Origin of the sequence: Alcanivorax jadensis T9 (genome assembly GCF_000756655.1) — a bacterium.
Classification (GTDB): Bacteria; Pseudomonadota; Gammaproteobacteria; order Pseudomonadales; family Alcanivoracaceae; genus Alcanivorax; species Alcanivorax jadensis.
The window spans coordinates 86,021-111,949 of sequence record NZ_ARXU01000007.1 but is presented as its reverse complement, the minus strand read 5'-3'; the positions used below and the strand labels follow the sequence as shown (position 1 = coordinate 111,949).

Genomic DNA, 25,929 nt, shown 5'->3' with positions numbered 1-25,929 from the left:
TATTTGAAAACTGGAGTAATCAATGAAAATCGCAATGCGTTCCATCCTGGCCCTGTTGGCCACGGCCCTGATCTCCCCGGCGTACGCTGCTGCGCCTGCCGGCCCCGGCGGTGTGGAGCTGATCATGCTGGTGGTGATGATGGTGGTGTTCTACTTCTTCCTGATTCGCCCTCAGCAGAAGCGTGCCAAGGAACACAAGAACCTGGTGGAAAGCCTGAGCAAGGGTGATGAAGTGGTCACCAGCGGTGGCATTCTGGGCCGGATTACCAAGGTCACCGATGATTTCGTGGTAGTGGAAATCAGCAACAACCTGGAAATCAAACTGCAGAAAGGTAGCGTCCAGGCGACCCTGCCCAAAGGCACCATGAAGTCCATCTAAAAACAACGGTCAGCCCCGTCGAGTACGGGGCTTTTTGCAGGCCAGTTGATGCCTGTATTGCCAAGGGATTGAGAGCTCAGCGTTTTCAATACCCAGCCCAAAGGACCGGCACCACCGGAAAGAACTATGACCCGCTACCCCCGCTGGAAATTTTTCCTGCTAATGGCTGCGCTGATTGTCTGCGGCCTTTATGCGCTCCCCAATCTGTATCCCGATGCGCCTGCCATCCAGATCAGCCATGCCGAAGCCGGTGGCGAAGTCACCGATGTGGCACGTCAGCGAGTGCTTGGCGCTCTGGATAATGCCGGCCTCAACCCGGGCCCTGGCGAGAGTGTCGGCACCTCTTTGCTGGTACGCCTGAGCGATACGGAAGCGCAATTGCGTGCCCGGGAAATCGCCTCCAACCTGCTGGGTGATAACTATGTGGTGGCCCTGAACCTGGCCGCGACCACCCCGCAATGGCTGCGTGCCGTGGGCGCCAGCCCGATGAATCTGGGTCTGGATCTGCGTGGCGGGGTGCACTTCCTGCTGCAGGTGGATATGGAAGAGGTGGTGACCAGCCGCATGGAAGCCTGGGCGGGGAATGCCAAGCTGACCCTGCGCGATGCCGGGGTTCGCTATCGCGGTGTAGAGGTTGATGGCACTACCATCACCGCCACCTTCGCCGATCAGGTGGCAGCCGATGCCGCCCGGTCGCCGTTGCGTCGGGCACTGGACAACTTCTCCATGAAGCCTGCCGGTGATAGCCCGGAAGTGGTGCTGACATTGAACGATGCCGCGCTCAAGGAAATGCAGGACTATGCGGTGGATCAGAACCGCACCGCCCTGAACAAGCGTGTCAACGAACTGGGTGTGGCTGAAGCGGTGGTGCAGCGTCAGGGTTCTGATCGCATTGTCGTGCAGTTGCCGGGGATTCAGGATGCCTCCCAGGCTCGCCGTATTCTCGGTCGTACCGCCACCCTGGAATTCCGTTTGGTGGATAACAGTGTGTCTTCCGCCCGCTTGCGCACCGGTGTAGCGCCGCCTGGGCTGGAATTCTTCCCCTTCAAGGGTCAGCAAGGCCGTATTGTGGCGTTGAGCAAATCCAAGATTGCGACCGGCGATCAGGTGATTGATGCGCGCATGGGCTTCGATCAGCAGAACGGGTCACCGGAGGTGAACGTGACGCTGGATGCGGATGGCGCCAAACGCATGCAGCGCATCACCGGCAAGAATGTGGGTAACCCCATGGGTGTGCTGTTCATCGAAACCAAAACCGATGTTCAGACGTCTACCGATGCCGATGGCAATACCGTGGACAAGATGGTCAGCACCACGGAGAAGTATGTGATCAACGTGGCGACCATTCAGGATACCCTGGGCAGTCGCTTCCGCATCACCGGCCTGGATAATCCGGCGGAAGCCTCCGAGCTGGCGCTGCTGCTGCGCGCCGGGTCCCTGGCGGCGCCGGTGAGTATTGTTGAAGAGCGTACCGTGGGGCCAAGCCTGGGTGCGGAAAATATTGAAGCCGGTCTTAAATCCATGGCGCTGGGTCTGGCCCTGGTGCTGATCTTTATGGCGGTCTGGTACAAGGTATTCGGGCTGGTGGCCAATGTGGCGCTGCTGGGTAACCTGGTAATCATCGTTGGCATCATGTCATTGATTCCCGGTGCCACCCTGACCCTGCCCGGCATCGCCGGTATCGTGCTGACCGTGGGGATGGCGGTGGATGCCAACGTGCTGATTTTCGAGCGGGTGAAAGAAGATCTGCGCCGGGGCCTTAAACCGCTTCAAGCCATTGAAGAAGGCTACGGCAAAGCCTTTACCACCATTCTGGATGCCAATATCACCACCCTGATCGTGGCGGTGATCCTGTTTGCTGCCGGTACCGGATCGGTACAGGGCTTCGCGGTAACCCTGTTCATCGGCATTCTCACTTCCATGTTCACGTCTATCATCGGCACCCGTGCCATGGTGGAAATGATCTACGGTCGCGGTGCCCGTGCACCGGCCAAACTGAGTATCTAAGGCGGTGATGGCGATGAGTAAGGAAGAAAGGAACATCAATTTCATGGCTGCCCGGAAACCCCTGGGCATGCTGTCCATTGCGCTGGTGGTCATCTCCGTGATTCTGTTGGTGACCCGTGGCCTGAACCTGGGCCTGGATTTTACTGGCGGCACCACCATCGTGGTGAAAAGCCCGGTGGATGTGGAGCTGTCCCAGACCCGGGCGGACCTGGCCGAAGCCGGCTTTGGTGATGCGGTGGTTCAGCATTATGGTTCGCCCAAGGAAGTGAATATTCGGGTGGCCCCCAAGGACAGTGTCGATGCGGACAAGATTGGCTATGTCGTGTTTGACGTGCTCAAGGCGGGCAACGGTGATCTGGAATTGCTGAAGGTGGAATTTGTTGGCCCGCAAGTGGGCGATGAGCTCCGCGATGAATCCGGCACCGCCATGTTGCTGGCGCTGGGGCTGATGATGCTCTACGTCTGGTTCCGCTTTTCCAACAAGTTCGGGGTGGCCACTGTAGTGGCCCTGTTCCATGACGTGATTGTTGTGCTGGGTCTGTTTTCATTGTTGCAATGGCCGTTTGATCTGACGGTGCTGGCGGCAGTGCTGGCGCTTATCGGTTACTCACTGAACGATTCCATCGTGGTGGCGGACCGGATTCGCGACGAGTTCCGCAATACCCGTGAAACAGATCCGGTGGCCATTATTAATGGTGCGGTGAACCAGACCATGACCCGAACCATCAACACCTCGTTGACGACGTTGCTGGTGCTGGTGGCATTGTTCTTCTTCGGTGGCGAAGTCATGAAGGCGTTTTCTGAAGCGCTGATCGTGGGTGTGCTGGTGGGGACGTATTCCTCCATCTACGTGGTGACCAACATCCTGTTCATGATGAAGGTCGACAAGGAAGACTTCCTGATTCCGGAACCGGAAGAACTGGATGAAACACCATAAAAGACAGTGAATAGTAAACAATTAATAGCTAAACCAAAAAAGCCGCGATTGTTCGCGGCTTTTTTGTGTCTGGCGTTTTGGTGTTTTATTACCCGAAATTTTGTTTTTTCATCCATGGGATAATGCGTTCAAAGGCTTCCTCGATCTGGTCCAGGGAGGTGGAATAGCTGATGCGCAGGGCGTTTTTGCCGGCTTCGCCGAAGGTGTCGCCGGGGATGGTGCAGACGCCGGTCTCGCGTAGCAGTTTCAGGGCCACATTGGCGCCATCCACGCCGTCCGGCAGGGACGGGAACAGGTAGAAAGCGCCGTCCGGTCGGTAGCCGGTCAGGTATGGGGTCTGCTCCACCAGTTCCACCAGCCGGTCGCGACGGTGCTGGTATTCCGCCACCATGCCGTCAATAAAATCATTGCTGCCGCGCAGGGCGGCGACACCGGCCCACTGACAGGGAGTGTTGGCCACGGTAGTGGTGAACATGTGGTAACGCCGCAGTTTCTTGATGGCGCCCTGGCTGCCGATCAGCCAGCCGATGCGCATGCCGGCCATGGAAAACGTCTTCGAAAAACTGCTGATCACCATGACATGGTCCAGGTCCGAGCAGCATGACAGCACGCTGGGATAATCCCGGCCATCATAGATCAGGTGGTCATAGACCTCGTCGCTGATCACATGAATGCCCCGGTAGGCCGCTTCTTCCACGATGGCTTCGATGGTCTCCCGTGGATAGATGGTCCCTGTTGGGTTGCTGGGGGAATTGAGTACCACGGCAAAGGTATTTGGCCCCATGGCATCAATCACTTCCTGGGGGTCCAGTTGGTGATTGTTCTCTGCGCGGGTAGCAATGCTCTTTACAGTGCCGCCATTCATGCGGATCAGGGGGCCGTAAAGCATGAACGACGGGTCTGGGACGATGAACTCCCGTCCGGGTGCGGAAGTGGCCGTGAGCGCCAGATAGATTGCCTCGGTGGCGCCAGTGGTGATCATCAGGTTTTCCGGCACCAAAGGACGTTGGTATCGGTGGCTGTAATATTCGGCCAGGGCTTCGAGCAGTTCCGGGAGGCCCGCGTCCATGGTGTAGCCGGTTTGCCCTGCGTTCAGTGCGTCCACGGCGGCCTGGATGACATGGTCAGGTGGCTTGAAGTCCGGTTGGCCAATGGAAAGGTGAATCACGTTATCCAGGTCCGACGCCAGATTCACCATGCGGCGAATGCCCGGCACCGGAATGGTGAGCAGCGCCGGATTCCAGATCGGGTCTTCGCTTTCGTAGAAATCCGTATCCAGATTGATATTGCCCATCATGTGCTCCTTCTCTTTGATTCGCTGCTCTGTAGAGGTGTCGACTACGCCCCTCGCAAAGACCTTTTTTTAGTTTTGCAGCAACGGTGGCAACACGGTAAACGGCTTGGCTTGCTCGAAGGCGTGGCCGGCAGCCAGGACCCGGGCATCATCGAAACGCGCACCCACAATCTGCAGCCCCATGGGCAAACCGTTGCTGTCCAGCCCCATGGGCACTGACAGTGCAGGCTGTCCGGTAAGGTTGAACGGATAGGTAAACGGGGTCCAGGTGGGCCAGCGGGTGCTGGGCCAGTCCACCGGCACTTCGCGGTTGGTGTCGAACGCCCCCAGGGGCAGCGTCGGGGTGATCAGCAGATCGTATTTGGTGTGGAAGACCGCCATGCGTTCACTGACCGCCATTCGCTCGTTCATGGCGCCCAGATAATCCAGCATGGAGAGTTTCTCGGCCTTGGTGGCAACTTCAATCAGCGCCGGATCCATCAGGCTACGTTGGCGCTCACCGAGATCACGCATGGCATTGGCCGCACCGCTATAGAAAAGGTGGCTGAAGGCGGCCAGCGGGTTGCTGAATCCGGGGTCGGCCTCGGTGATGGTCGCGCCCAGATCTTCAAATACCTTGGCCGCGTCCTTGAACGCTTTCTCGATGTCCGGATCCACATCCACATAACCCAGATTGGTGCTCATGGCGATTTTCAGCCCTTTCATGGGCTGGTCCAGAGCCGCCAGATAGTCTATATGACGGCGGGGTGCGGCCAGGCTGTCGCGGGCATCGGCTTCGCACATCACGTTCATCATCAAGGCCGCATCCGCTACGGTGCGCGTCATCGGGCCGGCGTGGGCGAGGGTGCCAAACGGGCTGGCGGGCCAGTGAGGGACTTCACTGAAGGTCGGCTTGTGGCCGACGATACCGCAGAAGCTGGCGGGGATGCGGATGGAGCCGCCGGCATCGGTGCCGAGAGCCAGTGGGGCCATGCCTGCGGAGACCGCGGCGGAACTGCCGCCGCTACTCCCGCCGGCGGTTTTAGAAGGATCCCAGGGGTTGTTGGTGGGCCCGCACATGGGGCTATCGGTAATGCCCTTCCAGCCGAACTCCGGGGTTGTGGTCTTGCCCAGAGGAACATAACCATGGCGTTCCAGAGCGGCTACTGCCGGCGAACGCTTGTTCAGCGTGGAGGCCGGATCGATGGTTCTGGAGCCTTTCAGGGTCGGCCACATGGGGGTGAGGAAGACATCCTTGACGGCCACAGGTACGCCATCCAGCAGCCCTTCTGATGTGCCTTGCTGATAGCGTTGTTCTGATTCCCGCGCCCATTGCAGGGTGGTGTCGCGGTCAATCAGGCACCAGGCATTCAACGCCTGATCATGTTTCTCGATATGGTCCAACAGGTTGGAGCAAACCTCCACTGGGGATAGGGCGCCGGTCTGGTAGGCGGCTTTCAGCGCCTGGGCGCTCATGGTCAGTAGTTCCTTGCTCATCGGCATCGCTCCTGGTTGACGCTAATCCTGTCTTGCTCTGCGCAGTACGCTGCTGGGGTTCTTGTCTGGCTCAGACCTCAGGCATTACTGACATAGCCGTGTTCCTTGCTGACCGGGTTGTTCAGGGGCTCTCCCTTCTGCCAGCGTTGAAAGTTATCGACAAATTGTTGCCCCAGCGCCGCACGCCAGCCAATAAAATCACCAGCCATATGAGCGGACAGCATCGCGTTGGGTTCATCCCAGAGCGGGTGGTTGGCGTGCAGGGGCTCTTCTTCGAATACATCCAGAGCGACCCCTCCCAGGCGTCCGCTTTGCAATGCGGCAAGCAGAGCCGAGGTTTCCACGATCGGGCCGCGACCCACATTGATCAGTACCGCGCCAGGTTTCATGCGCAGGAACTGGTCGGCGTCGAACAACCCTTCGGTCTGCGGCGTCAGTGGTGCAGTGATGATGACGTAGTCTGCTTCCGGGAGAAGATCAGGCAGATCCTGTTGGGCATGAACCCGCTCGAAAGCCGCATCCTCCCGGGCGTTACGGGCGGTGCCCACCACGCTGACACCCATGGCGCCCAGTACGGTTGCCACTTCCCGGCCAATGGAGCCGGCCCCCACGACCAGTGCCCGACTGCCTCGCAGCAGACGGGTTTCCCGATGTTGCCAGCGATGCTGCTTCATCAAAGACAGGTTGGTGAGCGTGTCTTTGGCAAACAGCAGCATGGCGCCGAGCACATATTCGGCAATACCGCGGTCAAAGATACCTCTGGCATTGGTGACTGGGATATCGCTGTCACGGACCGGTGGAATCATCAGGGCATCCACCCCCGCACTGGTGGCATGTATCCAGCGTATGTTGCAGGGATCCGGCCAGACTTCCTGCAGCATGTCGGTGCGAAAATCCGTCACCAGCAGAATTTCCGTTTCCGGAAGTGCCGCTTCCAGTTCCTCCCGATGCCGTGCCTCGCGAACCACCGCTTGCCCTTCAAGGGCTTCAAGCCCGGGCATGGGCGGCTCATCTTCGGCCATCAGTACCGTAATTACCGGTTTGCTCATAATGTGACTCTTTCACTTTCCGGTGGCTTTCGAATGTTAGCTTTTGCAGCTTGAGCAGCGCTTATCCTGATTCTTGCACGTGCTGGCCAGCGCCTTGGCGAAGGCGCCCACGGCGATATCGATTTCCTCCCGTGTCACGTTGAGCGCAGGAAGCCAGCGAACCACCTGTCCCTTGTGACCACAGCGAAGCAGCAGGACGCCATCATCCTCGCAGGCCTTGAGAATGGCAGCAGCGTGGTCGCCATCCGCCACGCCCGGTGAGCTGGTGATCTCGGCGCCGAGCATGAGGCCCTGGCCGCGTATCTCTTCGATACAGGGGAAATCCTGTTGAATGGCGGTGAGTTTTTCCAGCAGGTAGTCACCCATCTCGCGGGCGTGCTCTACCAGCCCTTCTTCTTCGATCACGTCCAGTGTGGCGATGGCTGCGGCACAGGCAACCGCATTGGCGCCGTAGGTACCGCCCTGGGAGCCCGGGTAGCCCTTGTCCATGAGAGATTTGCTGGCAGCAATGGCAGACAGCGGATAACCACTGGCCAGCCCTTTGGCTGTGATCAGGATATCGCCGGATACTCCGCTGTGTTCGTGGCTCCAGAACTTGCCGGTGCGCCCATAGCCAGCCTGGATCTCGTCCATAATCAGCAGGATGCCATGTTCCTTGCAACGTGCCTGCAGGCCTTCCATGAAGCGTTTCGGCGCCGGGTAGTAGCCGTATTCACCTTGAACCGGTTCGATGATGATGGCCGCAGTGTCCTTGGGGTTGCACTCGGTAATCATCAGGTGGTCGAGTTCTTCCAGACAGAAGTCCACCGTGGTGTCTTCGTCCCAGCCATAGCGGTAAGAATGCGGGAAGGGAGCAACCGACACGCCGGCCATCAGCGGGGCCCAGCCGGTGCGCACCTTGTTGTTGGAGGTAGTCAGCGAGGCCGCGCCCATGGTCCTGCCATGGAAGCCGCCCCGAAACACCACAATGTTGGGGCGACCGGTAGCCTGGCGTGCCAGGCGAAATGCCGCTTCCACGGATTCACTGCCGGAATTGGAAAACGCGACAGCATCCATATGTGCTGGGAGATGCTTGTAGAGCCGGTCAGTCAGTTCAAGCAGGTTGGGATGTTTGACGGTGGCATATTGCGCATGGACCAGTTTGCCGACCTGCTCCTGAGCGGCGGCCACCACTTTGGGGTGACAGTGCCCGGTGGAGGTCACACCGATACCGGAGGTGAAATCCAGCCAGCGATTGCCATCCTGGTCGTAGAGCCAGTTTCCTTCGCCGCGCTCCGCACAAATACCGCTGGATTGCACCAGCAGGGGGGACAGGTGACTCATAGTGCCTCCTTTCTGTTGTTGGCTTGCCAGCGCCGCTTCAGGCTGCCAGCCACTGACATAGCCGTTGTCCGGTTTCCCGGGTGCCCGAAAAGGCTTCGCCGTTTGCCTCGCGGGCTAGGTCTGCCTGGATCAGGTCATGCAGATGTTGTGCCGCGCTGCCGATGGCCGGGTGATGGTGGGCCAGATTGTCTAGCAGCATGGCCAGGCTCATCAGGGTAGCGCGGGGGTCGGCCAGGTTCTGGCCGGCAATATCCGGGGCGCTGCCGTGCACGGGTTCGAACAGTGCCGGCAGCGACGGTTCATCCGGGTTCAGGTTGGCGGATGGGGCCAGGCCCGGGCCGCCACACAGTACCGCCGCCAGGTCGGTAAGAATGTCGCCGTGCAGATTGCTGGCGACGACCACGTCGAAGCGCCAGGGGCACTGTACGAACTTCATGCAGGCGGCATCCACCAGCTCGTGATGGATGTCCACATCGGGGAACTCGGCGGCGATGCGGTGAAAGGTGTCGGTGTACAGGTCGCCCCAGAAGGGCTGGGCGTTGCGTTTGGTGATCAGGCACACCTGGGCGTGCTTGTCGTTCTTGAACTGGCGCGGAACCTCCCGCTGGGTGGACCGTTGACGGGCCCGTCGGAACGCATGGCGGATCAGCCGTTCGGTGGCGCGGGCGGTGAACACTTCTACCTGGGTGGCCACTTCCTGTGCTGTACCCGGGGCGAGCCGGCCACCTTGGCCGCTGTATTCGCCTTCACTGTTTTCGCGGATTACCAGCATGTCCACCTCTCGGGCGCGCGGGTCGGCCAGATACTGGGGCGCGCCGGGCAGCCAGCGGGCCGGGCGTTCGCAGGCCCACAGGTCCAGCTGTTTACGCAGGGCCAGTAATGGCGCCAGCGAGACGCTGTCGGAAAGGACAAAACGGGAAGAGTCTTCCAGCGGCCCCGGGTCACCCAGGGCGCCCAGCAGCATGGCATCAAATTCGCGCAGTTGTGCAACCCCGTCGCTGGGCATCATCTGGCCGTGGCTCTGATGCCAGGCATGGGAAGGCCAGTCAAAGCGGGTATGCCCCAACGGCAGCTGGTAGCGCTGTATCAGCAGGTCCAGCACCGCCTCCGCCACGTCCATTACTTCCGGGCCGATGCCGTCACCGGGGAGCAGGGCGATGTTCAACGCTTGTCCCATTCCGCCTCCTTATCAGCTGCAGGTCGCTATCTCCACGCTGCAATACAGGCTGTCTGGGCCGTGGCGGCAATGCGTGCCCGCGATGCAAGCCTGTTTGTGTGGAGGTGAAGCGCTCCGGTTTCTGCAAGCGATGCGATAAAGCCCAGCTTGCAGTCTGTCTTGTGAAGCTGTTGTTAGCTACCCATACACAGGTACTTGTCTTCCAGGTATTCGTCCATGCCCTGGTGGGAACCTTCGCGGCCCAGGCCGGATTCCTTGACCCCGCCGAAGGGGGCGGCGGCGTTGGAGATCAGACCTTCGTTGACGCCCACCATGCCGCTTTCCAGTGCTTCTGCCACGCGCCAGCAGCGGTGGATGTTGTCGCTGTAGAAATAGGCGGCCAGGCCGTAGGGGGTGTCGTTGGCAATGCGAATGGCGTCCTCTTCCGTGCGGAATGGAATCACAGCGGCCAGCGGGCCAAAGGTCTCTTCCTGGCAGAGTTGCGCATCGGTGGTCACGCCGGTGATCAGGGTGGGCTGCACGAAGTTGCCACCTCGCTGATGGCGTTGACCGCCGGTAACCACTTTGGCGCCCTTGCCCAGGGCATCTTCCAGATGCTCCATGACCTTGTCGGCGGCATCGCGGTTGATCAGGGCCGCCTGGCTGACGCCATCTTCCAGACCATCACCGACTTTCATGGCCTCGATGGCGGTTTTCAGCTTTTCCACGAAAGCATCGTGGATGCTGTCCTGTACCAGAAAGCGGTTAACGCACACGCAGGTCTGGCCAGTGTTGCGGAACTTGCTGGCCATGGCGCCTTCCACGGCCTTGTCCAGGTTGGCATCGTCAAAGACGATAAAGGGCGCGTTGCCGCCCAGTTCCAGGGACACTTTCTGAATGTGCTTGGCGCACTGGGCCATCAGCTTGGAGCCCACTTCGGTGGACCCGGTAAAGCTCAGTTTGCGAAGAATGGGCGAGTCAGTGAGGGCGGTGGAAATGGCCCCGGCGCTGCCGGTAATCACATTGAACACGCCAGCGGGAATGCCCGCGCGCTCGGCCAGCTCAGCCAGCGCCAGGGCGGAGTAGGGGGTGGCGCTGGCGGGTTTGACCACCATGGTGCAGCCGGCTGCCAGAGCGGCCCCGGCCTTGCGGGTGATCATGGACGAGGGGAAATTCCAGGGGGTGATGGCGGCGGTGACGCCGATGGGTTGTTTGATCACCACAATCCGCTGGCCCGGCTTGGGGGCAGGGATGGTATCGCCGTAGGCGCGCCGCGCCTCCTCGGCAAACCATTTCAGGAAGGAGGCGGCATAGGCGATTTCGCCCTTCGCCTCGGCCAGGGGCTTGCCCTGTTCCAGGGTCATCAGTCGCCCCAGATCATCCTGGTGTTCCATCATCAGGTCGTGCCAGGCCTCCAGTAAAACGGCCCGTTGCGCGGCGGGCAGATCCCGCCAGGCAGGAAAAGCCCCGTGGGCGGCATCGATGGCCTGGCGGGTTTCTGCTTCGCCCATCCGCGGCGAGGTGCCCAGGCTTTCATCAGTGGCCGGGTTGGTCACGGTGAAGGTGGCGCCGTCATCCGCATCGCACCAGCGGCCATTGATATAGCACTGCTGGCGAAACAGGGCGTTGTCAGTGAGGGTAACCGTCATCGTACATCTCCCGAGCTTTTTGCAGCGTGTTGCGTATTACGCTAGCAAAGCAAGGGCAGATGTCCATGCCGGAAGAGAAAAATCGGTTCGGGGTCTAAGGAAAAGACAGGAAGGCGCAGGGAGGGCGTTGCAATAACGCGGCCGTAGGAGCGCCGCTTGAGGCGCGAATGATACGGAGCGAGTACCGAGAAGCGAGTAACGAAAATCAAAACCGAAGTTCGTATCGCCTTTCGCGACTCGCTTCTCGGTACTCGCCTCGAATTTTGCCGATTCGCGCCTCAAGCGGCGCGCCTACAACGACGTCCGATAGAAAATCTATCGACGCAAACCGTCGTTCAGGTGCGGCTTGATCTTCTGCAGCAGCCCCTTGAAGACTTTCGGGCTGCCGGCAACGATGCCGCCGCTTTCCAGGAATTTGTGGCCACCGCTCAGGTCGCCCACCAGGCCACCGGCTTCGGTGATCAGCAGGGCGCCGGCGGCCAGATCCCACTCGGACAGGCCGAATTCGAAGAAGCCGTCCAGGCGGCCAGCGGCCAGCCAGGCCAGGTCCAGGGCCGCAGAGCCCGGGCGGCGCAGGCCGGCGGTGGCAGCAGCGATGTCGGCAAACATGCCCAGGTAGGCGTCCATGTGTGGCGCCTGGTCCTTGCGGAACGGGAAACCGGTGCCGATCAGGCAGCCTTCCAGACCGGGGCGGTTGGTGCAGCGGATACGGCGGCCGTTAAGGGCAGCGCCGCGACCACGGCTGGCGGTAAATTCTTCATCCCGGTTGGGATCGTAAATGACCGCGTGTTCCAGCTTGCCGCGGTATTTCAGGGCAATGGAGACGCAGTACTGGGGAAAGCCATGAATGAAGTTGGTGGTGCCATCCAGCGGGTCGATCACCCACTGATAGTCAGCTCCGTCACCCTTGCCGCGGGTTTCGCCGGATTCCTCGGCCAGGATGCTGTGATCCGGGTAGGCCTTGAGGATGACCTCGATGATGCGCTGCTCGGCGGCACGATCCACTTCGGTGACGAAGTCGTTCATCCCTTTCTTGCTGACAGATAACGGGTCATTGCTTTCGGCGGCACGACGAATCAGGTTACCCGCCTGACGGGCGGCTCGCAGGGCAATATTCACTTGCGGCGCATGCATGCATCTGTCCTCAAAAAAGTATTAGGGCTGTCAAAGAGCGCCCGGCCAAATAAACCGGGGCGCGGATTGTAGCAGAGCCTGCGCGATCAGGGCAGCGTTAGGCGCCACTTAAGGGATTATTCAGTGATTCCCATGATAACATTGCCGCCTTTTCCGGCCAGACCCGAGTACAGGTACCTCTTCCATGCTAGAAAATGTGCGTATTGTGATGGTGGAAACCACCCATCCCGGCAATATTGGTGCCGCAGCCCGGGCCATGAAAACCATGGGCATGTCGGACCTGAGACTCATCCAGCCCCGTGATTACCCGTCCGTGGAAGCCACTGCCCGGGCTTCCGGGGCAGGAGACGTGCTGGAAGCCGCCCAGGTCTGCGAGACCCTGGATGAGGCTCTGGAAGGCGCCACCCTGGTGATCGGTACCAGCGCCCGCCAGCGGCGTATTCCCTGGCCCTGTCTGACGCCCCGACAACTGGCGGCGCAATTGTCCCACGAGCCGGATGACACCCGTATTGCGGTGCTGTTCGGTCGTGAGGACCGGGGGCTCACCAATGACGAGCTGCGCCGCTGTAATCTGCATGTGAGCGTGCCCACCAATCCCGAGTACGGGGTCTTGAATGTGGCGTCGGCGGTCCAATTAATCAGTTATGAGCTGCGCATGGCTCTGCTGGGCGATGATTTCGATCTCAAGGAATCCCGTTCCCGTCGCGAGGCCATGCCGCTGCCGGAGATGTTCTGGGATGAGCCGCTGGCCAGTAATGAAGCGGTGGCCGGTTTCCTGGATCATCTTGAGAAGGTCATGGCGCAGAGCGGTTTCCTCAATCCGCAGCAGCCTGGCCAGGTCATGACGCGCATGCGCCGTTTGTTTATGCGCGCGCGACCGGACAAAATGGAAATGAGTATTCTGCGTGGTGTGCTGGTGGCGCTGGAAAGAAAAATGCCGAGCAATGACGGGAAGTAGCACGCGCTCCCCCGTGTTATCCAACCGGCTATGCCCAAGACGAGGTATCTATGTTTGATCGAGTACGCGAGGACATCGCGTCGGTATTCCACCGGGACCCCGCGGCGCGCAACACGCTGGAAGTGTTGCTCAATTACCCTGGCCTGCATGCGGTGCTGTTTCATCGTCTTGCCCATGGCTTGTGGAGGCGTAATTTCAAGCAACTGGCGCGCTTCGTTTCCACCTTCGCCCGCTGGATGACCGGCATCGAAATTCATCCCGGCGCCAAAATCGGTCGACGTTTCTTTATCGACCACGGCATGGGGGTGGTGATTGGTGAAACCGCAGAAATTGGCGATGACGTGACGCTCTATCATGGCGTCACTCTGGGTGGCACCAGCTGGAGCAAAGGCAAGCGCCACCCGACCCTCGAGGATGGCGTGGTGGTCGGTGCCGGTGCCAAGGTGCTGGGTCCGTTCACCGTACACAAGAACGCCAAGATCGGCTCCAACTCCGTGGTCACCAAGGAGGTGCCGGAAGGGGCGACGGTGATAGGCATTCCCGGCCGGGTGGTCAGTAAGCCGATTACCGAGACGGAAAAGAACCGTCAGGAAATGGCAGAGAAGATCGGCTTTCAGGCCTATGGTGTCAGCAACGACATGCCCGACCCGGTGGCCGAAGCCATTCATCTTCTTCTGGATCACATGCACGCGGTCGACAACAAGCTGGACCGGGTCTGCAATAATCTCAAGAAGCAGGGGATTCAGGGGTGTGACGAGAAGTTACCGGAGTTGAAGGATGAAGACTTCGAGCCGGTCAACGCCGGCGGAACAGACTAAGCTATTGGCACCGTAGGAGCGACGCTCTCTGTGCTCTGCAAGGATGAGTCGCGAAGCCCAAAGGGGACGTCCGGGAAAGCATTCGCAAGTACGTTCGCGGCTCGAGCGCCGCTCCTACGAACAAAGAAAAGGCCGCCCCGGAAGGGTGCGGCCTTTTTTGTTGAGCTAGAAGCTCGCGGCTAGTCGCTATGCTTCAGACGTTAAACCGGAAGTGCACTACGTCGCCGTCCTTGACGATATATTCCTTGCCTTCCAGGCGCCATTTGCCGGCATCCTTGGCGCCGGCCTCGCCGTTATTCTCGACATAGTCATCGTAGGCGGTGACTTCGGCGCGGATGAAGCCCTTCTCGAAGTCGGTGTGGATCACGCCGGCAGCCTGGGGGGCGGTGGCGCCAACGCGAATGGTCCAGGCGCGGACCTCCTTCTTGCCCGCCGTGAAGTAGGTCTGTAGACCCAGCAGGTTGAAGCCGGCGCGGATGACCCGGTTGAGGCCCGGCTCTTCCATGCCCAGGTCGGCCAGGAAGTCGGCTTTCTCTTCGTCGTCCAGCTCGGCAATTTCCGATTCGATCTTGGCGCAGATGGGCACCACGGAGGAATTTTCCTTCTCGGCCAGTTCGCGCACGGCGTCCAGCAGGGCGTTGTCCTCAAAACCGCCTTCGTCCACGTTGGCGATGTACATGGTCGGCTTCAGAGTCAGCAGGTTCAGACTCTTGATGGCCTTGCGCTCATCATCGGTCAGATCCACGGAACGTGCCGGTTCCCCTTCGTTGAGGGCGGGCAGTACCTTGTCCAGCACGGGCAGCAGGCCCTTGGCGTCCTTGTCCTGCCCCTTGGCGGCTTTGGTGGCACGCAGGTGGGCCTTCTCCACGGTGTCCAGATCGGCCAGCGCCAGCTCGGTGTTGATGATGTCGATATCATCCAGTGGCGAGACCTTGCCGGACACGTGGATCACATTTTCGTCATCGAAACAGCGCACTACGTGGGCGATGGCATCTGTCTCGCGGATGTTGGCGAGAAACTTGTTACCCAGGCCTTCGCCCTTGGAGGCCCCGGCCACCAGGCCGGCGATATCCACGAATTCCATGGTGGCAGGCATTATCCGCTCCGGGCTGACAATGGCGGACAGCTTGTCCATCCGCGGGTCAGGAATCGGTACTACCCCGGTGTTGGGCTCAATGGTGCAGAACGGGAAGTTCTCGGCATCAATCCCCGCTTTGGTCAGCGCGTTGAACAGGGTGGATTTCCCCACGTTGGGCAGACCGACGATACCGCATTTGAAACCCATGACAGACCTCCGTTTTTCGAGGCCGCAATGCTACGCAAGCCGGGGCAAAAAAGCGACCGTGGCAGGTGTGGGATCAGGGTGAAACCGGGTTGCTGGCGGGACGGACGTGTCAGGCGCTGTTGCCGCTAACGATGGGGCGGGGTGCGGCTAGACTGCCAGTCCGCAAAACTGAACAAGAGTCACCATGGCCGAGCGTATTCTTTACCAGTTCCCGATCTCCCATTATTGCGAGAAATCCCGCTGGCAGCTGGACCACAAGGGTCTGGCGTACCGTACCGTTAATCTGCTGCCGGTGACGCATCGGGTGCGTACCCATTGGCTGGCCCGTACCAATACGGTGCCGTTGCTGCGCGATGGCAAGCGTCGGGTGAGCGATTCCACCAAAATTGCCTATTACCTGGAAAAGTATTACCCCGACCAGCCGCTGTTGCCCAAGGCCGGTGATGCGCGTGCCCGGGTGATTGAGCTGGAGCAGCAGTTTGACCGTTACGGTGTGCATGTCCGGCGCTGGGTGTACGGTCAGATTCTGGATCGATCGGAAGTAATGACGGCCCTGGTGGGCGACTGCGGCCTGCCCGGCCCCTTGGAGCGGTTGGCCAAGCCGCTGGTTCGTGAAGCAATACGTCGAGGTTATGCCATCAACCCGCAACGGGTGATGCGGTCCGAGCAGCGGGTGGAAGAGGCTTTGGTGTTGCTGGAAAGCGAGTTGAAGAAAGGCCAAGGCCAGTATCTGGTGGGCGACCGCTTCAGCCTGGCAGATATCACCGCTGCCAGCATGCTGGCGCCGTTAATTAGCCCGCAAGGCTCACCCTGGGATCTGTTCGATGAAACAACGCTGTCGCCGACATTGCGCAAGCAGATGGAAAATTGGCGAGCCCGGCCGGCGGGTAAGTGGCTGTTGGCGATGTACGCGCAGGATAGATAATAATCAGCTACGAGCTAAGCTCATTGGATAGGGAAGGGGCATTTCTACGAGGCCGCAGTAGGAGCCCATGCTTGCATGGCGAACCGTGCGAAGCACGGAATCGTCCGTAGGGCGATCAAAGCTAGAAGCTACCGTCAGGCTTTAAACCCGTTCAGTCGATTCATCGCCCCGTTCAAATCCCCGCGCAGCATATCGGCGGTGTGATAGGCCGCTTCGTCAATGGCGCGGTCGATCAGGTCGCGGTCGGCCTGGGAGGGCTTGTTGAGTACATGGGGAGTGACGCGGTCGGCGGAGCCGGGGTGGCCGATGCCGATGCGTAGCCGGTAGAAGTCGCGGCTGTTGCCATGCCTGCTGATGATGTCGCGCAGACCGTTATGGCCGCCATGGCCGCCGCCTTGTTTGAAGCGGGCACAACCGGGGGGCAGGTCGAGTTCGTCATGGGCGACGAGCATCTGCGTGACAGGAATCTTGAAGAAATTCGCCAGAGCGGCGGTGGCCTGACCACTGCGGTTCATGAAGGTAGTGGGGACCAGTAGACGAACGGTTTCGCCTTCGAAGGTAAAGGTGCCGGTAAGGCCGAAGTATTTCTTGTCTTCAGAAAGGAAAACGCCCTGGCGACGAGCCAGGGCGTCCACATACCAGACGCCGGCATTGTGGCGGGTGTCCTCGTATTCGCGACCCGGGTTACCCAGGCCTACGATCAGTCGAACCGGTTCCGCCACAGCCACAGTGCGTCTTATTCCTCGCCAGCGGCTTCAGCTTCGCCTTCGCCGTCTTCGTCGTCAGCAGAAGCACGAACTTTCGGCGCGTGAACCGCGGCTACCGGCTGGTCGTGGTCGTCGCCCAGCGCGAGCTGAGTCAGTTCCACGCCTTTCGGCAGTTTCAGATCGGACAGGTGGATAATGGTGTCCAGCTCGGCCGCTGCCATGTCCACTTCGATGAACTCTGGCAGGTTCTGGGGCAGACAGCTGATCTCCACCTCGGCGATGTTGTGCTGGATCTCGCCGCCCTGTTTCTTAACGCCAATGGAGCTTTCTTCATTGGTGAAGTGCAGGGGCACGTTCATGGTGATCTTGTGGGTCTTGTCGACGCGCAGGAAATCCACGTGCATCGGGTGACCTTTGGCCGGATGACGCTGCATATCGCGCAGGACTGCCTGCACCTCGGTGCCATCCAGTTTCAGGGTCAGTACGTGGCTGTAGAAAGCTTCGGTTTCCAGAGCCTTTTTCAGTTCGCGCAGTTCCACACTGATCATCTGCGGCTCGTCTTTGCCACCGTAAATGATGCCGGGAACACGTTCTTGCAGACGACGCAGGCGGCGGCTCGCACCTTTCCCCATGTCGCTGCGGCTTTCAGCGAATAGCTGGAATTCATTGGACATGATATGTCTCCATTAAGCTCTCGGGCGTCCCGCGACCAGGTCGGCCAGAGAGGTTGATAAACCACGGAGGATTCCGCGGGGGCGCGATTATGAACGAAAAGGACGCCAGACGCCAGACGGAGAGGCGGGTTGCGAGTTGAAAGTTCCAGGTTGCAACGCGGGATAGGCTGGTACTAGCGCAAATGCAGGAGGCCGCGCCCCAAATGGGTGCGCGGCCTCTGCGGTGGCGGTACAAGAGGGTCCTGTCCGCGCTTCAACTTTTCCCTTTCAGCTGGAAACCGGGGTTATACCAGCTCCAGGCGGTCGAACATGGCGCTCAGGGATTCTTCGTTGTTCACCCGGCGTACCGTTTCGGCCAGCATGGGGGCCAGGCTGAGCACGCGGATGTTGGCGCAGGCGCGGCCGGCTTCGGACAGCGGGATGGTGTCGGTGACGACCAGCTGGTCCAGCGCGCTGTTGGCAATGTTGTCGATGGCCGGGCCAGACAATACCGGGTGGGTAATGTAGGCGTAGACCTTGGCGGCGCCGTGGTCTTTCAAGGCCTGGGCAGCCTTGCACAGGGTGCCGGCGGTATCGACCATGTCGTCCACCAGGATACAGGTGCGACCTTCTACTTCACCGATGATATGCATCACCTGGGAAATATTGGCCTTGGGGCGGCGCTTGTCGATGATGGCCAGGTCGGCATCGTTGAGCTGCTTGGCCAGGGCGCGGGCACGAACCACGCCACCCACGTCTGGGGATACCACCATCAGGTCATCGTGGTTCTGGCGTTCGATATCCGCCACGATCAGCGGGGTGGCGTAGACGTTGTCCACCGGAATATCGAAGAAGCCCTGAATCTGGTCAGCGTGCAGGTCGACGGTAACAACCCGGTCGATGCCCACAGCGGTGATCATGTCGGCGACCACCTTGGCGGTGATCGGCACCCGTGCGGAACGCACCCGGCGATCCTGGCGGGCGTAACCGAAGTAGGGCATCACGGCGGTGATCCGGCCTGCAGAGGAACGACGCAGGGCGTCGGCCATCACCAGCAACTCCATGATGTTGTTGTTGGTGGGGTTGCAGGTGGATTGCACGATAAAGACGTCTTTGCCGCGCACGTTTTCCTGGATTTCCACGGCCACTTCACCATCGCTGAAGGTGCCCACATCGGCGTTGCCAATGGGCAGGTTCAGGTGTTTGACCATGGCCTGGGCCAGTTCGGGATTAGCGTTACCGGTGAAAACGACGAGTTTGGACACTGGCGTCCCTCTTGAGTCGTGAATTTCGGGAGCCTCCGAGGAAAGGGGGGAGGGCTCCGGGCAAGAAAATGGCTGGGGTACCAGGACTCGAACCTGGGAATCACGGGATCAAAACCCGTTGCCTTACCAACTTGGCTATACCCCAACACTCGGTCTCAGGTCTGCACTATTTACCAATTTGTGCAGATTTTCCTGAATTCTGTGTCTCTCGAAACTTCGCCAGTGTCTCTCCCAGTATCTGGTGGAGAGGAGAAGTATTACAGCCTCGAGCGACGAAACCTGTCCAGTGTTGTGGCAACTGTTGCAGCAAATGCTGCCCCTGTTGCACTTCGGCAAGGCGTGCAAAACAACAAGCGCCAGTGCCGGTCATACGGGCATTTCCCGTATGTTGCTTGAGCCAGTGAAGCAACTCCCCGATTTCTGGAAATTGCCGTATTGCTGCCGCTTCACAGTCATTGCGAAAGTCGCGGGTCAGCACCACCTCAAGCGAGGCCGGTAATTTACTGACGGGGGTATCCCTTGTCAATTGCCGGTCGCCGAAAATTCGAGCAGTTGACACATGAATTCCGGGATGAATGACCAAAAAAGCGTCGTTCGGCAGAGAAACCGGGGTGATTCGCTCGCCGATCCCTTCCGCCCAGGCACTTTTGCCGCGCACAAAGACCGGCACGTCCGCCCCCAGCGACAGCCCCAGTTCTGCCAGGGTGTCCTCGGACAGGTTCAGCCCCCATAGCGCATTGAGTCCCAGCAGGGCGGAAGCCGCATCGGAGGAGCCCCCGCCGACGCCACCGCCCATGGGCAGGTGTTTCTCCAGGACGATGCGGGCACCTTGCTGGCAGCCGGTATGGGTCTGCAGCAGGCGGGCGGCGCGCAGGATCAGATTGCTGTGGTCGGTGGGTACCTCGGCCTGATCGCATTCCAGGGTCAGGGTGTCCGCCGGAGCAAAGTGCAGGGTGTCGCCTTGATCGAGCAGGGCGAACAGGGTTTGCAGCTCATGGTAGCCGTCTGGTCGACGGCCGGTGATATGCAGGAACAGGTTCAGCTTGCCGGGGGCGGGAAGGGTCAGCATGGTCATTTTTCGGCGCCGGGCTGCCAGTCCTTGATCAGCAGGGTGAAGCGATTACCGTTCTGCCGTGCCTTGATGCGATAGGGCAGGGTGACGCCGGCGACCGGCTGGTAACGGTCGAACTCCAGGCTCCAGCCCAGTTGCTGCAGGGTTTGCAGGTGGCCGCCTTCGTCATAGGCTGCCTCGCCGTGGGCGCCGGGCCAGGGCAGGCCACGGGCCCAGTATTGCAGGGCGGAGACCGGCAGCCAGAAGCCGGTCAGGTGCCAGGCCAGCTCGCCGGGGCTGCGCGCCTGATACTGCTCCTTGGCGGTAATCAGTTCGGCTCGGCCACTGTCCCAGCGCAGGTCGGCGCTACCGAAACCCAGCGGGCCGGAAAAGCGGATCTGTCCCCGATTGGGTTTCTGGGTCCAGTCGAAGGAGGCGCTGCCGCCGTCATTGGCGGTGCGGTAGCCGAGCTTCCCGCTCATCGCCCAGCGGTCGATCTGGTTCGGATGCTCGAAGGTGCCGGTGGTAGTGGGGCGCAGCTGACAGGCGCTCAGGGCCAGGGCGACAAATACCAGGCTGATGATGCGGATGGGGCTCAGGGTCACAGGCGGGCTCCGAGTTTTTCCATGACTTCACGGATATGCGGGGCGTCCGGGTTGCTGTCCAGGGTGTCACGCCATACCTGGCGGGCCCGGTGCTGGGCGCCCAGTACCCAGAGGACTTCGCCGTAATGGGCGGCCACTTCCGGGTCGGGGAATTTGTCGTAGGCCCGGCGGAGGTAGTCCCTGGCGGCTTCCATCTCGCCACGTTTGTAGAGTACCCAGCCCATGGAATCCAGGATGGCCGGATCGTCCGGGCGTAATGCCAGAGCTCGGGAAATATAGTCGTAGGCTTCGTCCAGGCGCTGGGTGCGGTTGGCCAGTGTATAGCCCAGGGCGTTGAGGGCGCTGGCATCGTCTGGCTTGATGGACAGTACCCGCCGCAGATCGCTTTCCAGTTTTTCCATATCGCCAGTCTTTTCCGCGATCATGGCCCGACTGTAGAGCAGTTCGGTGTTATCCGGTTCTGCCTTCACAGCCCGGTCAAGCAGGACAAGGGCGCCTTGAGGGTCACCGATATTGTTACGCATTTCCGCTTCGGTGACGGTGAGGCTGGTGGCCAGCTCCGGATGCTGCTTGGCCAGGCTGGCCATCAGCGCGCTGGCCTGATCGCTGTTGCCCTGCTGGTAGAGCAGACGGGCAGCCTGGACGCTGGCGCGAACCGCCTGGGGCCCCTGGACTTTGAGGTAATGGTCCACTGCCTGGTCCGGCTGTTCGGCCTGTTCGGCGGCCTGGCCCAGATAGAGGTGCATGTCATCGGGTCGATAATTCTCGGCCAGCAGGGACTGGAGTTGCCGGCGGGCCGGTTCGGTGGCGCCCGCTTCCAGGGCCAGCAGGGCCAGCGAGAAGCGCAGATCCAGATCTTCCGGATGCTGCTCGGCCATGGTGACAAGCTGTTTCTCTGCCTTGCCGGTTTCACCGGCGGCCAGCAGCATGCGGATGTAGGCAATCCGGGGGCGCCGTGCCTGTGGATATTTGCGAACCAGTTTTTTCAGGTGGCGCAGGGCCTGCTTTTCTTCGCCAAGTTTGTGCAGTAACTGGGCTTTGAGAAGCAGGGCATCTTCGTGACGGGGCATCAGATCCAGCGCCCGTTCGTTTGCCTCAAGGGCGCCGGCATAATCGTTTTCATGTTCCAGCCACAGGGCGCGGGCGTACCACAGTGGTGCCTGTTTCGGATAACGGTCGGACAGTTGCGCCAGTGCCTGTACCAGTTGCTGGTTGCCCTGGGCATCCAGCCCGCGCGCCTGGCTGACCAGTCGGCCCAGGGCGTCGCCGCCGTGTTCGCCGAGCAGGGTGTCCAGATAGCGGCTGGCCGCGTCGATGTTGCCCAGACGAATTTCCGAAAGAATGGCCAGTTGCAGGGCCTCTTCGTTGGCGGGGGCCTTCTCCAGCCACAGCTGACTCAGCGCCAGGGTCTGCTGGTGATCTTCCAGATAATGGGCCAGTTGTGCCGCCTGGCTGATCACCTGTGGATCGCCGGTGGTACGGGCCGCCTGGCTGTAATAGGCGAGGGTCACGCCCAGAGACTGCCGCTGGGCGGCCACTTCCGCTACCAGCAGGTCCGAAAGGGTCTCGCTGTCATAGCTCGGGGCGCTCTGGGTGGCCGCAGGTGGCTCAGGGTCGGCGGGTGTCGGGGCCGGTGTCTTGCTGGCGCAGCCGTTGAGCAGCAGGGCGCCGCACAGCGGCAAAAAAGCGAATCGCGTCATTAACCAGTATGCCTGTTTGATGGTCCGGCTATCATGGCACAGCGATCCGGGATTGCCCAAACCCGGTCGTTATAAGTCCTTCCTATGCCGTTGATCAGCGGGGTCGTCATTGTTTTGGAGGGCGCTTTCACGCAAAATGCGTGACCCTTGCGTGGCCTGTTTTCACCGGGCTATTGCCTTCTGACGGGTGCGGCAGGCAGACAGTTCCATAATGATCGCTCCATGAACTGCCGCCCTTGTGTAAACCGGTGAGGAAAGTGGCCCGGGTCTGCTGCGGGCACGAGAGTCTATGAATCTAGTCGCTGTTGGCGTAAATCACACCACCGCGGATGTGGAGTTGCGTGAACGTCTGGCGTTCTCCACGCAGCAGGCGGAAGCGGCGCTGGCCAGCCTGCGAGACATGCCCGGGGTGCGCGAGGCGGCCCTGCTTTCCACCTGTAACCGTACCGAACTGTATTGTCTGGTTGACGAGGCAGTGCCGGATTTTGCTGCCTGGCTGGCGCAAAGCCGCCACCTGCCGGTGGACAAGCTGGTGTCCGTGCTCTATCAGCACCAGGGCGAGCAGGCCCTGGAACACATGATGCGGGTGGCCGGCGGCCTGGACTCGCTGGTACTGGGCGAGCCGCAGATTCTGGGTCAGATGCGAGAAGCCTATGCCCGTGCCCATGAGGCGGGGTTGTTGAATGGCGAGTTGTCGCGGCTGTTCCAGGAAGTGTTCTCGGTGGCCAAACGCATCCGCACCGAAACCGGTATCGGCGCCAACCCGGTATCCGTGGCCTATGCAGCGGTGTCCTTTGCCCGCCATATCTTTGCCGACCTGAAAAAGAGCCGCGCTCTGTTGATCGGCGCCGGGGAGATGATCGAGCTGGTGGCGCGTCACCTCAACGAACAACAGGTCAGCGAAATCACCATCGCCAACCGTACCCAGCAACGGGCTGCGGAGCTGGCTGCCAGTGTCGGCGGTCGCGGCATCAGCCTTGAAGAGTTGCCGGTGGCTCTGGAGCGGGCGGATATCCTGATTTCCTGTACCGCTGCGCCCCTGCCTATCCTGGGTAAGGGGATGATCGAACGAGCCCTGAAAAAACGTCGTCACAAACCCATGTTCATGGTCGATATCGCCGTGCCTCGCGATATCGAGCCCGAGGTGGGTGACCTGGATGATGTCTATCTGTACACGGTGGATCATCTGCAGGAAGCGATTCAGGAAAATGTTCGTGCCCGACAGCAGGCCGCCCAGGAGGCTGCCGAGCTGATTCGCGATGCCATCGTCCGCCACCGTCGCCAGCGCCGTGAGCAGGATGCGGTGAGCGTGCTGCGAGAGTATCGCCAGCAGCGTACCAGCCTGGCCGAGAGCGAGCTGGAGAAAGCGCTCCAGCAGCTGCACAACGGCGGAGACCCGGAGCAGGTACTGCGCAAGTTTCAGCATTCCCTGGTCAACAAGTGGCTGCATACGCCCAGTGTGACCCTGCGCAAGCTGGCGGCGGAGGGCCGGGCAGAATCATTGCTGCTGGCCCGCGAGTTGCTGCTTGACGACCCGGACACCCCGTCCGAACCGAAATAAATCCCTCTGAGGGCCTTATGAAAGCGTCTTTGCAAGGCAAGCTGGAAAAGCTGGCCGACCGTTTTGAAGAATTGTCCGGCCTGTTGTCGGACCCGGAGATTATTGGTAACCAGAAAAAGTTTCGGGACCTGTCTCGAGAATATTCGGAAATCGATCCGGTGGTGAAGTGTTATCAGGATTACCTGAAAGTCGCTGCCAACCTGGACGCCGCCAGGGCAATGCAGGATGACAGTGATCCTGAGATGCGCGAAATGGGCCAGGAAGAAGCCCGTGACGCGACCACCAGGATGGATGCACTGGCTGACGAGCTGCAGAAGCTGATGTTGCCCAAGGACCCCCGCGACGGTGCCAATGTGTTTCTGGAAGTACGCGCCGGTACCGGCGGTGATGAGGCGGCGATTTTTGCCGGTGACCTGTTCCGCATGTACAGCAAATATGCCGAGCAGAATGGCTGGAAAGTCGAGCTGGTGAGTGCCAGCGAAGGCGAGCATGGCGGCTACAAGGAAGTGATCGCACGGGTCATCGGTGATGGTGTCTATTCCCGCTTCAAGTTTGAATCCGGTGCCCATCGGGTGCAGCGAGTGCCCGCGACGGAATCCCAGGGGCGTATTCATACCTCCGCCTGTACGGTTGCGATCATGGCGGAAGCCGAGGATCTCGGTGATATCCAGATTCGCACCGAAGACCTGCGTATCGACACCTACCGTTCCTCCGGTGCCGGTGGTCAGCACGTGAACACCACCGACTCCGCTGTGCGTATTACCCACCTGCCCACCGGCGTGGTGGTGGAATGCCAGGACGAGCGTAGCCAGCACAAGAACAAGGCCAAGGCCATGAGCCTGCTCAGCGCCAAACTGTATGATGCCCAGCAGAATGCCGCCCATGCGGAGCAGGCGGCCGAGCGTAAATCCCTGGTGGGCTCCGGGGATCGTTCCGAGCGTATTCGTACCTATAATTATCCCCAGGGTCGGGTGAGCGATCATCGCATCAACCTGACGCTTTACCGGCTCGGTGAAATCATGGAAGGGGACCTGGATGAATTGCTGGGTGCGCTGATGTCCGAACACCAGGCGGATCTGTTGGCGACCCTGGGCGACAGCTGAGATGCGCATTGATGCGGCCCTGCGTCAGGCCCGTGAGCGGCTTGCAGCGTCTCCCAGTGCGAGCCTGGACGCCCAGGTGCTGCTGTGCCATGTGCTGGCGCGGCCGCGCAGCTATCTGTTCACCTGGCCGGAAAGAGAGCTGGATGCGCAGCAGCAGCAGCGATTTCTGGCCCTGCTGACTCGCCGCGAACAGGGTGAGCCAGTGGCTCACCTGACCGGCGAGCGTGAATTCTTTGGCCGTCGTTTCACCGTTACCGCCGACACCCTGATCCCCCGCCCGGACACCGAAACCCTGGTGGAGCTGGCTTTGCAGCTAGGGCCCGCCGGCCCCGCCCGGGTCGTGGACCTGGGCACCGGTACTGGTGCCATTGGCCTGTCCCTGGCTCTGGAGCGCCCCCAGTGGCAGGTGACCCTGATTGATCTGAGTGCCGAGGCCCTGTCGGTGGCCCAGTGCAACGCCCGTGACTTGTTTGCCCGGGTCACCTTGCAGCAGGGCAACTGGCTGGAGGGCTGCGATGGCCCGTTCGACCTGGTCGTCAGCAACCCGCCCTATATCGACCCGACGGATCATCACCTTGAAGAAGGCGATGTGCGCTTCGAACCGCGCTCTGCGTTAGTGGCAGATCAGCGGGGCCTGGCGGACCTGGCCACCATCATCAAGCAGTCTTCAGGCTGTCTGGTTGCCGGTGGCTGGTTGCTGCTGGAACATGGTTACCAACAGGGCAGTGAGGTGCGAGCACTGATGGAAGAGGGCGGCTTTGACGCGGTGCGCACCGAGCAGGACCTGGGGGGGAATGAGCGGGTGACGGTGGGGCAGTTAACAGTTAATAGTGAATAGTTAACAGCGAAAACCCCGAACACCGAATCAGTAGGGTGCACTGAGCGCAGCGAACT

At 60.5% G+C, this 25,929-nt stretch carries 23 protein-coding genes and 1 tRNA gene; 9 read left to right on the top strand and 15 right to left on the bottom strand.

What is annotated here, in order from left to right:
- Window positions 1–22: 22 nt before the first annotated feature.
- From yajC to secF, 3 genes are all read left to right on the top strand, one after another.
- Complete coding sequence (yajC, locus tag T9A_RS10665; RefSeq protein ID WP_269530044.1) at window positions 23–379, top strand: preprotein translocase subunit YajC; 357 nt, start codon at window positions 23–25, stop codon at window positions 377–379.
- A gap of 126 nt (window positions 380–505) precedes the next feature.
- On the top strand, window positions 506–2,386 hold the full coding sequence (secD, locus tag T9A_RS10660) for a protein translocase subunit SecD (protein WP_035248168.1): 1,881 nt from the start codon (window positions 506–508) through the stop codon (window positions 2,384–2,386).
- Between the two features lie 13 nt (window positions 2,387–2,399).
- Window positions 2,400–3,323: a protein translocase subunit SecF gene (secF, locus tag T9A_RS10655; RefSeq protein ID WP_084573474.1), complete on the top strand. Its 924-nt coding sequence runs from the start codon at window positions 2,400–2,402 to the stop codon at window positions 3,321–3,323.
- Between the two features lie 88 nt (window positions 3,324–3,411).
- On the opposite strand, the gene T9A_RS10650 is transcribed toward secF, so the two are convergent.
- The 7 genes from T9A_RS10650 to T9A_RS10620 all read right to left on the bottom strand — a co-directional run bounded on the left by T9A_RS10650 (window position 3,412) and on the right by T9A_RS10620 (window position 12,404).
- On the bottom strand, window positions 3,412–4,620 hold the full coding sequence (locus T9A_RS10650) for a pyridoxal phosphate-dependent aminotransferase (protein ID WP_035248164.1): 1,209 nt from the start codon (window positions 4,618–4,620) through the stop codon (window positions 3,412–3,414).
- Window positions 4,621–4,686: 66 nt separating this feature from the next.
- On the bottom strand, window positions 4,687–6,093 hold the full coding sequence (locus T9A_RS10645; protein ID WP_035248162.1) for an amidase: 1,407 nt from the start codon (window positions 6,091–6,093) through the stop codon (window positions 4,687–4,689).
- Between the two features lie 77 nt (window positions 6,094–6,170).
- On the bottom strand, window positions 6,171–7,142 hold the full coding sequence (locus T9A_RS10640; protein WP_035248160.1) for a D-2-hydroxyacid dehydrogenase: 972 nt from the start codon (window positions 7,140–7,142) through the stop codon (window positions 6,171–6,173).
- Between the two features lie 36 nt (window positions 7,143–7,178).
- Entirely contained in the window at window positions 7,179–8,465 is a 1,287-nt protein-coding gene (locus T9A_RS10635) for an aspartate aminotransferase family protein (protein WP_052042811.1), read from the bottom strand.
- 37 nt (window positions 8,466–8,502) lie between these two features.
- A complete protein-coding gene (locus T9A_RS10630) occupies window positions 8,503–9,642 on the bottom strand; it encodes an isocitrate/isopropylmalate dehydrogenase family protein (RefSeq protein ID WP_035248158.1) in 1,140 nt (379 codons plus the stop codon).
- 173 nt (window positions 9,643–9,815) lie between these two features.
- The gene (locus T9A_RS10625) at window positions 9,816–11,270 is read right to left on the bottom strand and encodes an NAD-dependent succinate-semialdehyde dehydrogenase (RefSeq protein ID WP_035248155.1); all 1,455 of its coding nucleotides are present in this window, start codon (window positions 11,268–11,270) and stop codon (window positions 9,816–9,818) included.
- A gap of 315 nt (window positions 11,271–11,585) precedes the next feature.
- The gene (locus T9A_RS10620; RefSeq protein ID WP_035248152.1) at window positions 11,586–12,404 is read right to left on the bottom strand and encodes an inositol monophosphatase family protein; all 819 of its coding nucleotides are present in this window, start codon (window positions 12,402–12,404) and stop codon (window positions 11,586–11,588) included.
- 184 nt (window positions 12,405–12,588) lie between these two features.
- Here T9A_RS10620 and T9A_RS10615 point away from each other — a divergent pair, with 184 nt between their 5' ends.
- Window positions 12,589–13,362, top strand: a complete 774-nt coding sequence (locus T9A_RS10615) for an RNA methyltransferase (RefSeq protein WP_035248151.1) — start codon at window positions 12,589–12,591, stop codon at window positions 13,360–13,362.
- Between the two features lie 50 nt (window positions 13,363–13,412).
- On the top strand, window positions 13,413–14,180 hold the full coding sequence (gene cysE / locus T9A_RS10610; RefSeq protein ID WP_035248149.1) for a serine O-acetyltransferase: 768 nt from the start codon (window positions 13,413–13,415) through the stop codon (window positions 14,178–14,180).
- Window positions 14,181–14,373: 193 nt separating this feature from the next.
- On the opposite strand, the gene ychF is transcribed toward cysE, so the two are convergent.
- The gene (gene ychF, locus T9A_RS10605) at window positions 14,374–15,465 is read right to left on the bottom strand and encodes a redox-regulated ATPase YchF (protein ID WP_035248147.1); all 1,092 of its coding nucleotides are present in this window, start codon (window positions 15,463–15,465) and stop codon (window positions 14,374–14,376) included.
- A gap of 184 nt (window positions 15,466–15,649) precedes the next feature.
- On the opposite strand from ychF, the gene T9A_RS10600 reads away from it, so the two are divergent.
- Window positions 15,650–16,390, top strand: a complete 741-nt coding sequence (locus tag T9A_RS10600; protein ID WP_035248145.1) for a glutathione S-transferase family protein — start codon at window positions 15,650–15,652, stop codon at window positions 16,388–16,390.
- Window positions 16,391–16,524: 134 nt separating this feature from the next.
- On the opposite strand, the gene pth is transcribed toward T9A_RS10600, so the two are convergent.
- The 7 genes from pth to T9A_RS10565 form a co-directional block, all read right to left on the bottom strand.
- Window positions 16,525–17,112, bottom strand: coding sequence for an aminoacyl-tRNA hydrolase (pth, locus tag T9A_RS10595; protein ID WP_035248247.1), 588 nt, complete (start codon window positions 17,110–17,112; stop codon window positions 16,525–16,527).
- Between the two features lie 14 nt (window positions 17,113–17,126).
- Window positions 17,127–17,771, bottom strand: coding sequence for a 50S ribosomal protein L25/general stress protein Ctc (locus T9A_RS10590; RefSeq protein WP_035248143.1), 645 nt, complete (start codon window positions 17,769–17,771; stop codon window positions 17,127–17,129).
- A 284-nt stretch (window positions 17,772–18,055) separates the two neighbouring features.
- The gene (locus tag T9A_RS10585) at window positions 18,056–19,015 is read right to left on the bottom strand and encodes a ribose-phosphate diphosphokinase (protein ID WP_035248141.1); all 960 of its coding nucleotides are present in this window, start codon (window positions 19,013–19,015) and stop codon (window positions 18,056–18,058) included.
- 69 nt (window positions 19,016–19,084) lie between these two features.
- Window positions 19,085–19,160 (bottom strand) — tRNA-Gln (locus T9A_RS10580).
- Between the two features lie 21 nt (window positions 19,161–19,181).
- The gene (gene ispE / locus T9A_RS10575; RefSeq protein WP_035248139.1) at window positions 19,182–20,090 is read right to left on the bottom strand and encodes a 4-(cytidine 5'-diphospho)-2-C-methyl-D-erythritol kinase; all 909 of its coding nucleotides are present in this window, start codon (window positions 20,088–20,090) and stop codon (window positions 19,182–19,184) included.
- On the bottom strand, window positions 20,087–20,671 hold the full coding sequence (gene lolB / locus T9A_RS10570) for a lipoprotein insertase outer membrane protein LolB (RefSeq protein WP_035248136.1): 585 nt from the start codon (window positions 20,669–20,671) through the stop codon (window positions 20,087–20,089). Before lolB ends, ispE begins: the two co-directional genes overlap by 4 nt.
- Window positions 20,668–22,371, bottom strand: coding sequence for a tetratricopeptide repeat protein (locus tag T9A_RS10565; protein WP_035248134.1), 1,704 nt, complete (start codon window positions 22,369–22,371; stop codon window positions 20,668–20,670). The genes lolB and T9A_RS10565 overlap by 4 nt, the downstream gene beginning before the upstream one ends.
- Window positions 22,372–22,660: 289 nt before the next feature.
- Here T9A_RS10565 and hemA point away from each other — a divergent pair, with 289 nt between their 5' ends.
- From hemA to prmC, 3 genes are read left to right on the top strand one after another with little or no spacing between them, the layout of a single operon-like run.
- Complete coding sequence (hemA, locus tag T9A_RS10560; protein ID WP_035248132.1) at window positions 22,661–23,932, top strand: glutamyl-tRNA reductase; 1,272 nt, start codon at window positions 22,661–22,663, stop codon at window positions 23,930–23,932.
- A gap of 17 nt (window positions 23,933–23,949) precedes the next feature.
- Window positions 23,950–25,035 (top strand): peptide chain release factor 1, encoded by a 1,086-nt coding sequence (gene prfA, locus T9A_RS10555; RefSeq protein WP_035248130.1) that lies wholly within the window; start codon window positions 23,950–23,952, stop codon window positions 25,033–25,035.
- 1 nt (window position 25,036) lies between these two features.
- The gene (gene prmC, locus T9A_RS10550; RefSeq protein WP_035248128.1) at window positions 25,037–25,873 is read left to right on the top strand and encodes a peptide chain release factor N(5)-glutamine methyltransferase; all 837 of its coding nucleotides are present in this window, start codon (window positions 25,037–25,039) and stop codon (window positions 25,871–25,873) included.
- Window positions 25,874–25,929: the final 56 nt, after the last annotated feature.

Bases quoted from the DNA above. Each gene is read 5' to 3' on its own strand.
- yajC (WP_269530044.1), top strand. From the start codon at position 23: ATGAAAATCGCAATGCGTTCCATCCTGGCCCTGTTGGCCACGGCCCTG.
- secD (WP_035248168.1), top strand. From the start codon at position 506: ATGACCCGCTACCCCCGCTGGAAATTTTTCCTGCTAATGGCTGCGCTG.
- secF (WP_084573474.1), top strand. From the start codon at position 2,400: ATGAGTAAGGAAGAAAGGAACATCAATTTCATGGCTGCCCGGAAACCC.
- T9A_RS10650 (WP_035248164.1), bottom strand. From the start codon at position 4,620: ATGATGGGCAATATCAATCTGGATACGGATTTCTACGAAAGCGAAGAC.
- T9A_RS10645 (WP_035248162.1), bottom strand. From the start codon at position 6,093: ATGAGCAAGGAACTACTGACCATGAGCGCCCAGGCGCTGAAAGCCGCC.
- T9A_RS10640 (WP_035248160.1), bottom strand. From the start codon at position 7,142: ATGAGCAAACCGGTAATTACGGTACTGATGGCCGAAGATGAGCCGCCC.
- T9A_RS10635 (WP_052042811.1), bottom strand. From the start codon at position 8,465: ATGAGTCACCTGTCCCCCCTGCTGGTGCAATCCAGCGGTATTTGTGCG.
- T9A_RS10630 (WP_035248158.1), bottom strand. From the start codon at position 9,642: ATGGGACAAGCGTTGAACATCGCCCTGCTCCCCGGTGACGGCATCGGC.
- T9A_RS10625 (WP_035248155.1), bottom strand. From the start codon at position 11,270: ATGACGGTTACCCTCACTGACAACGCCCTGTTTCGCCAGCAGTGCTAT.
- T9A_RS10620 (WP_035248152.1), bottom strand. From the start codon at position 12,404: ATGCATGCGCCGCAAGTGAATATTGCCCTGCGAGCCGCCCGTCAGGCG.
- T9A_RS10615 (WP_035248151.1), top strand. From the start codon at position 12,589: ATGCTAGAAAATGTGCGTATTGTGATGGTGGAAACCACCCATCCCGGC.
- cysE (WP_035248149.1), top strand. From the start codon at position 13,413: ATGTTTGATCGAGTACGCGAGGACATCGCGTCGGTATTCCACCGGGAC.
- ychF (WP_035248147.1), bottom strand. From the start codon at position 15,465: ATGGGTTTCAAATGCGGTATCGTCGGTCTGCCCAACGTGGGGAAATCC.
- T9A_RS10600 (WP_035248145.1), top strand. From the start codon at position 15,650: ATGGCCGAGCGTATTCTTTACCAGTTCCCGATCTCCCATTATTGCGAG.
- T9A_RS10590 (WP_035248143.1), bottom strand. From the start codon at position 17,771: ATGTCCAATGAATTCCAGCTATTCGCTGAAAGCCGCAGCGACATGGGG.
- ispE (WP_035248139.1), bottom strand. From the start codon at position 20,090: ATGACCATGCTGACCCTTCCCGCCCCCGGCAAGCTGAACCTGTTCCTG.
- T9A_RS10565 (WP_035248134.1), bottom strand. From the start codon at position 22,371: ATGACGCGATTCGCTTTTTTGCCGCTGTGCGGCGCCCTGCTGCTCAAC.
- hemA (WP_035248132.1), top strand. From the start codon at position 22,661: ATGAATCTAGTCGCTGTTGGCGTAAATCACACCACCGCGGATGTGGAG.
- prfA (WP_035248130.1), top strand. From the start codon at position 23,950: ATGAAAGCGTCTTTGCAAGGCAAGCTGGAAAAGCTGGCCGACCGTTTT.
- prmC (WP_035248128.1), top strand. From the start codon at position 25,037: ATGCGCATTGATGCGGCCCTGCGTCAGGCCCGTGAGCGGCTTGCAGCG.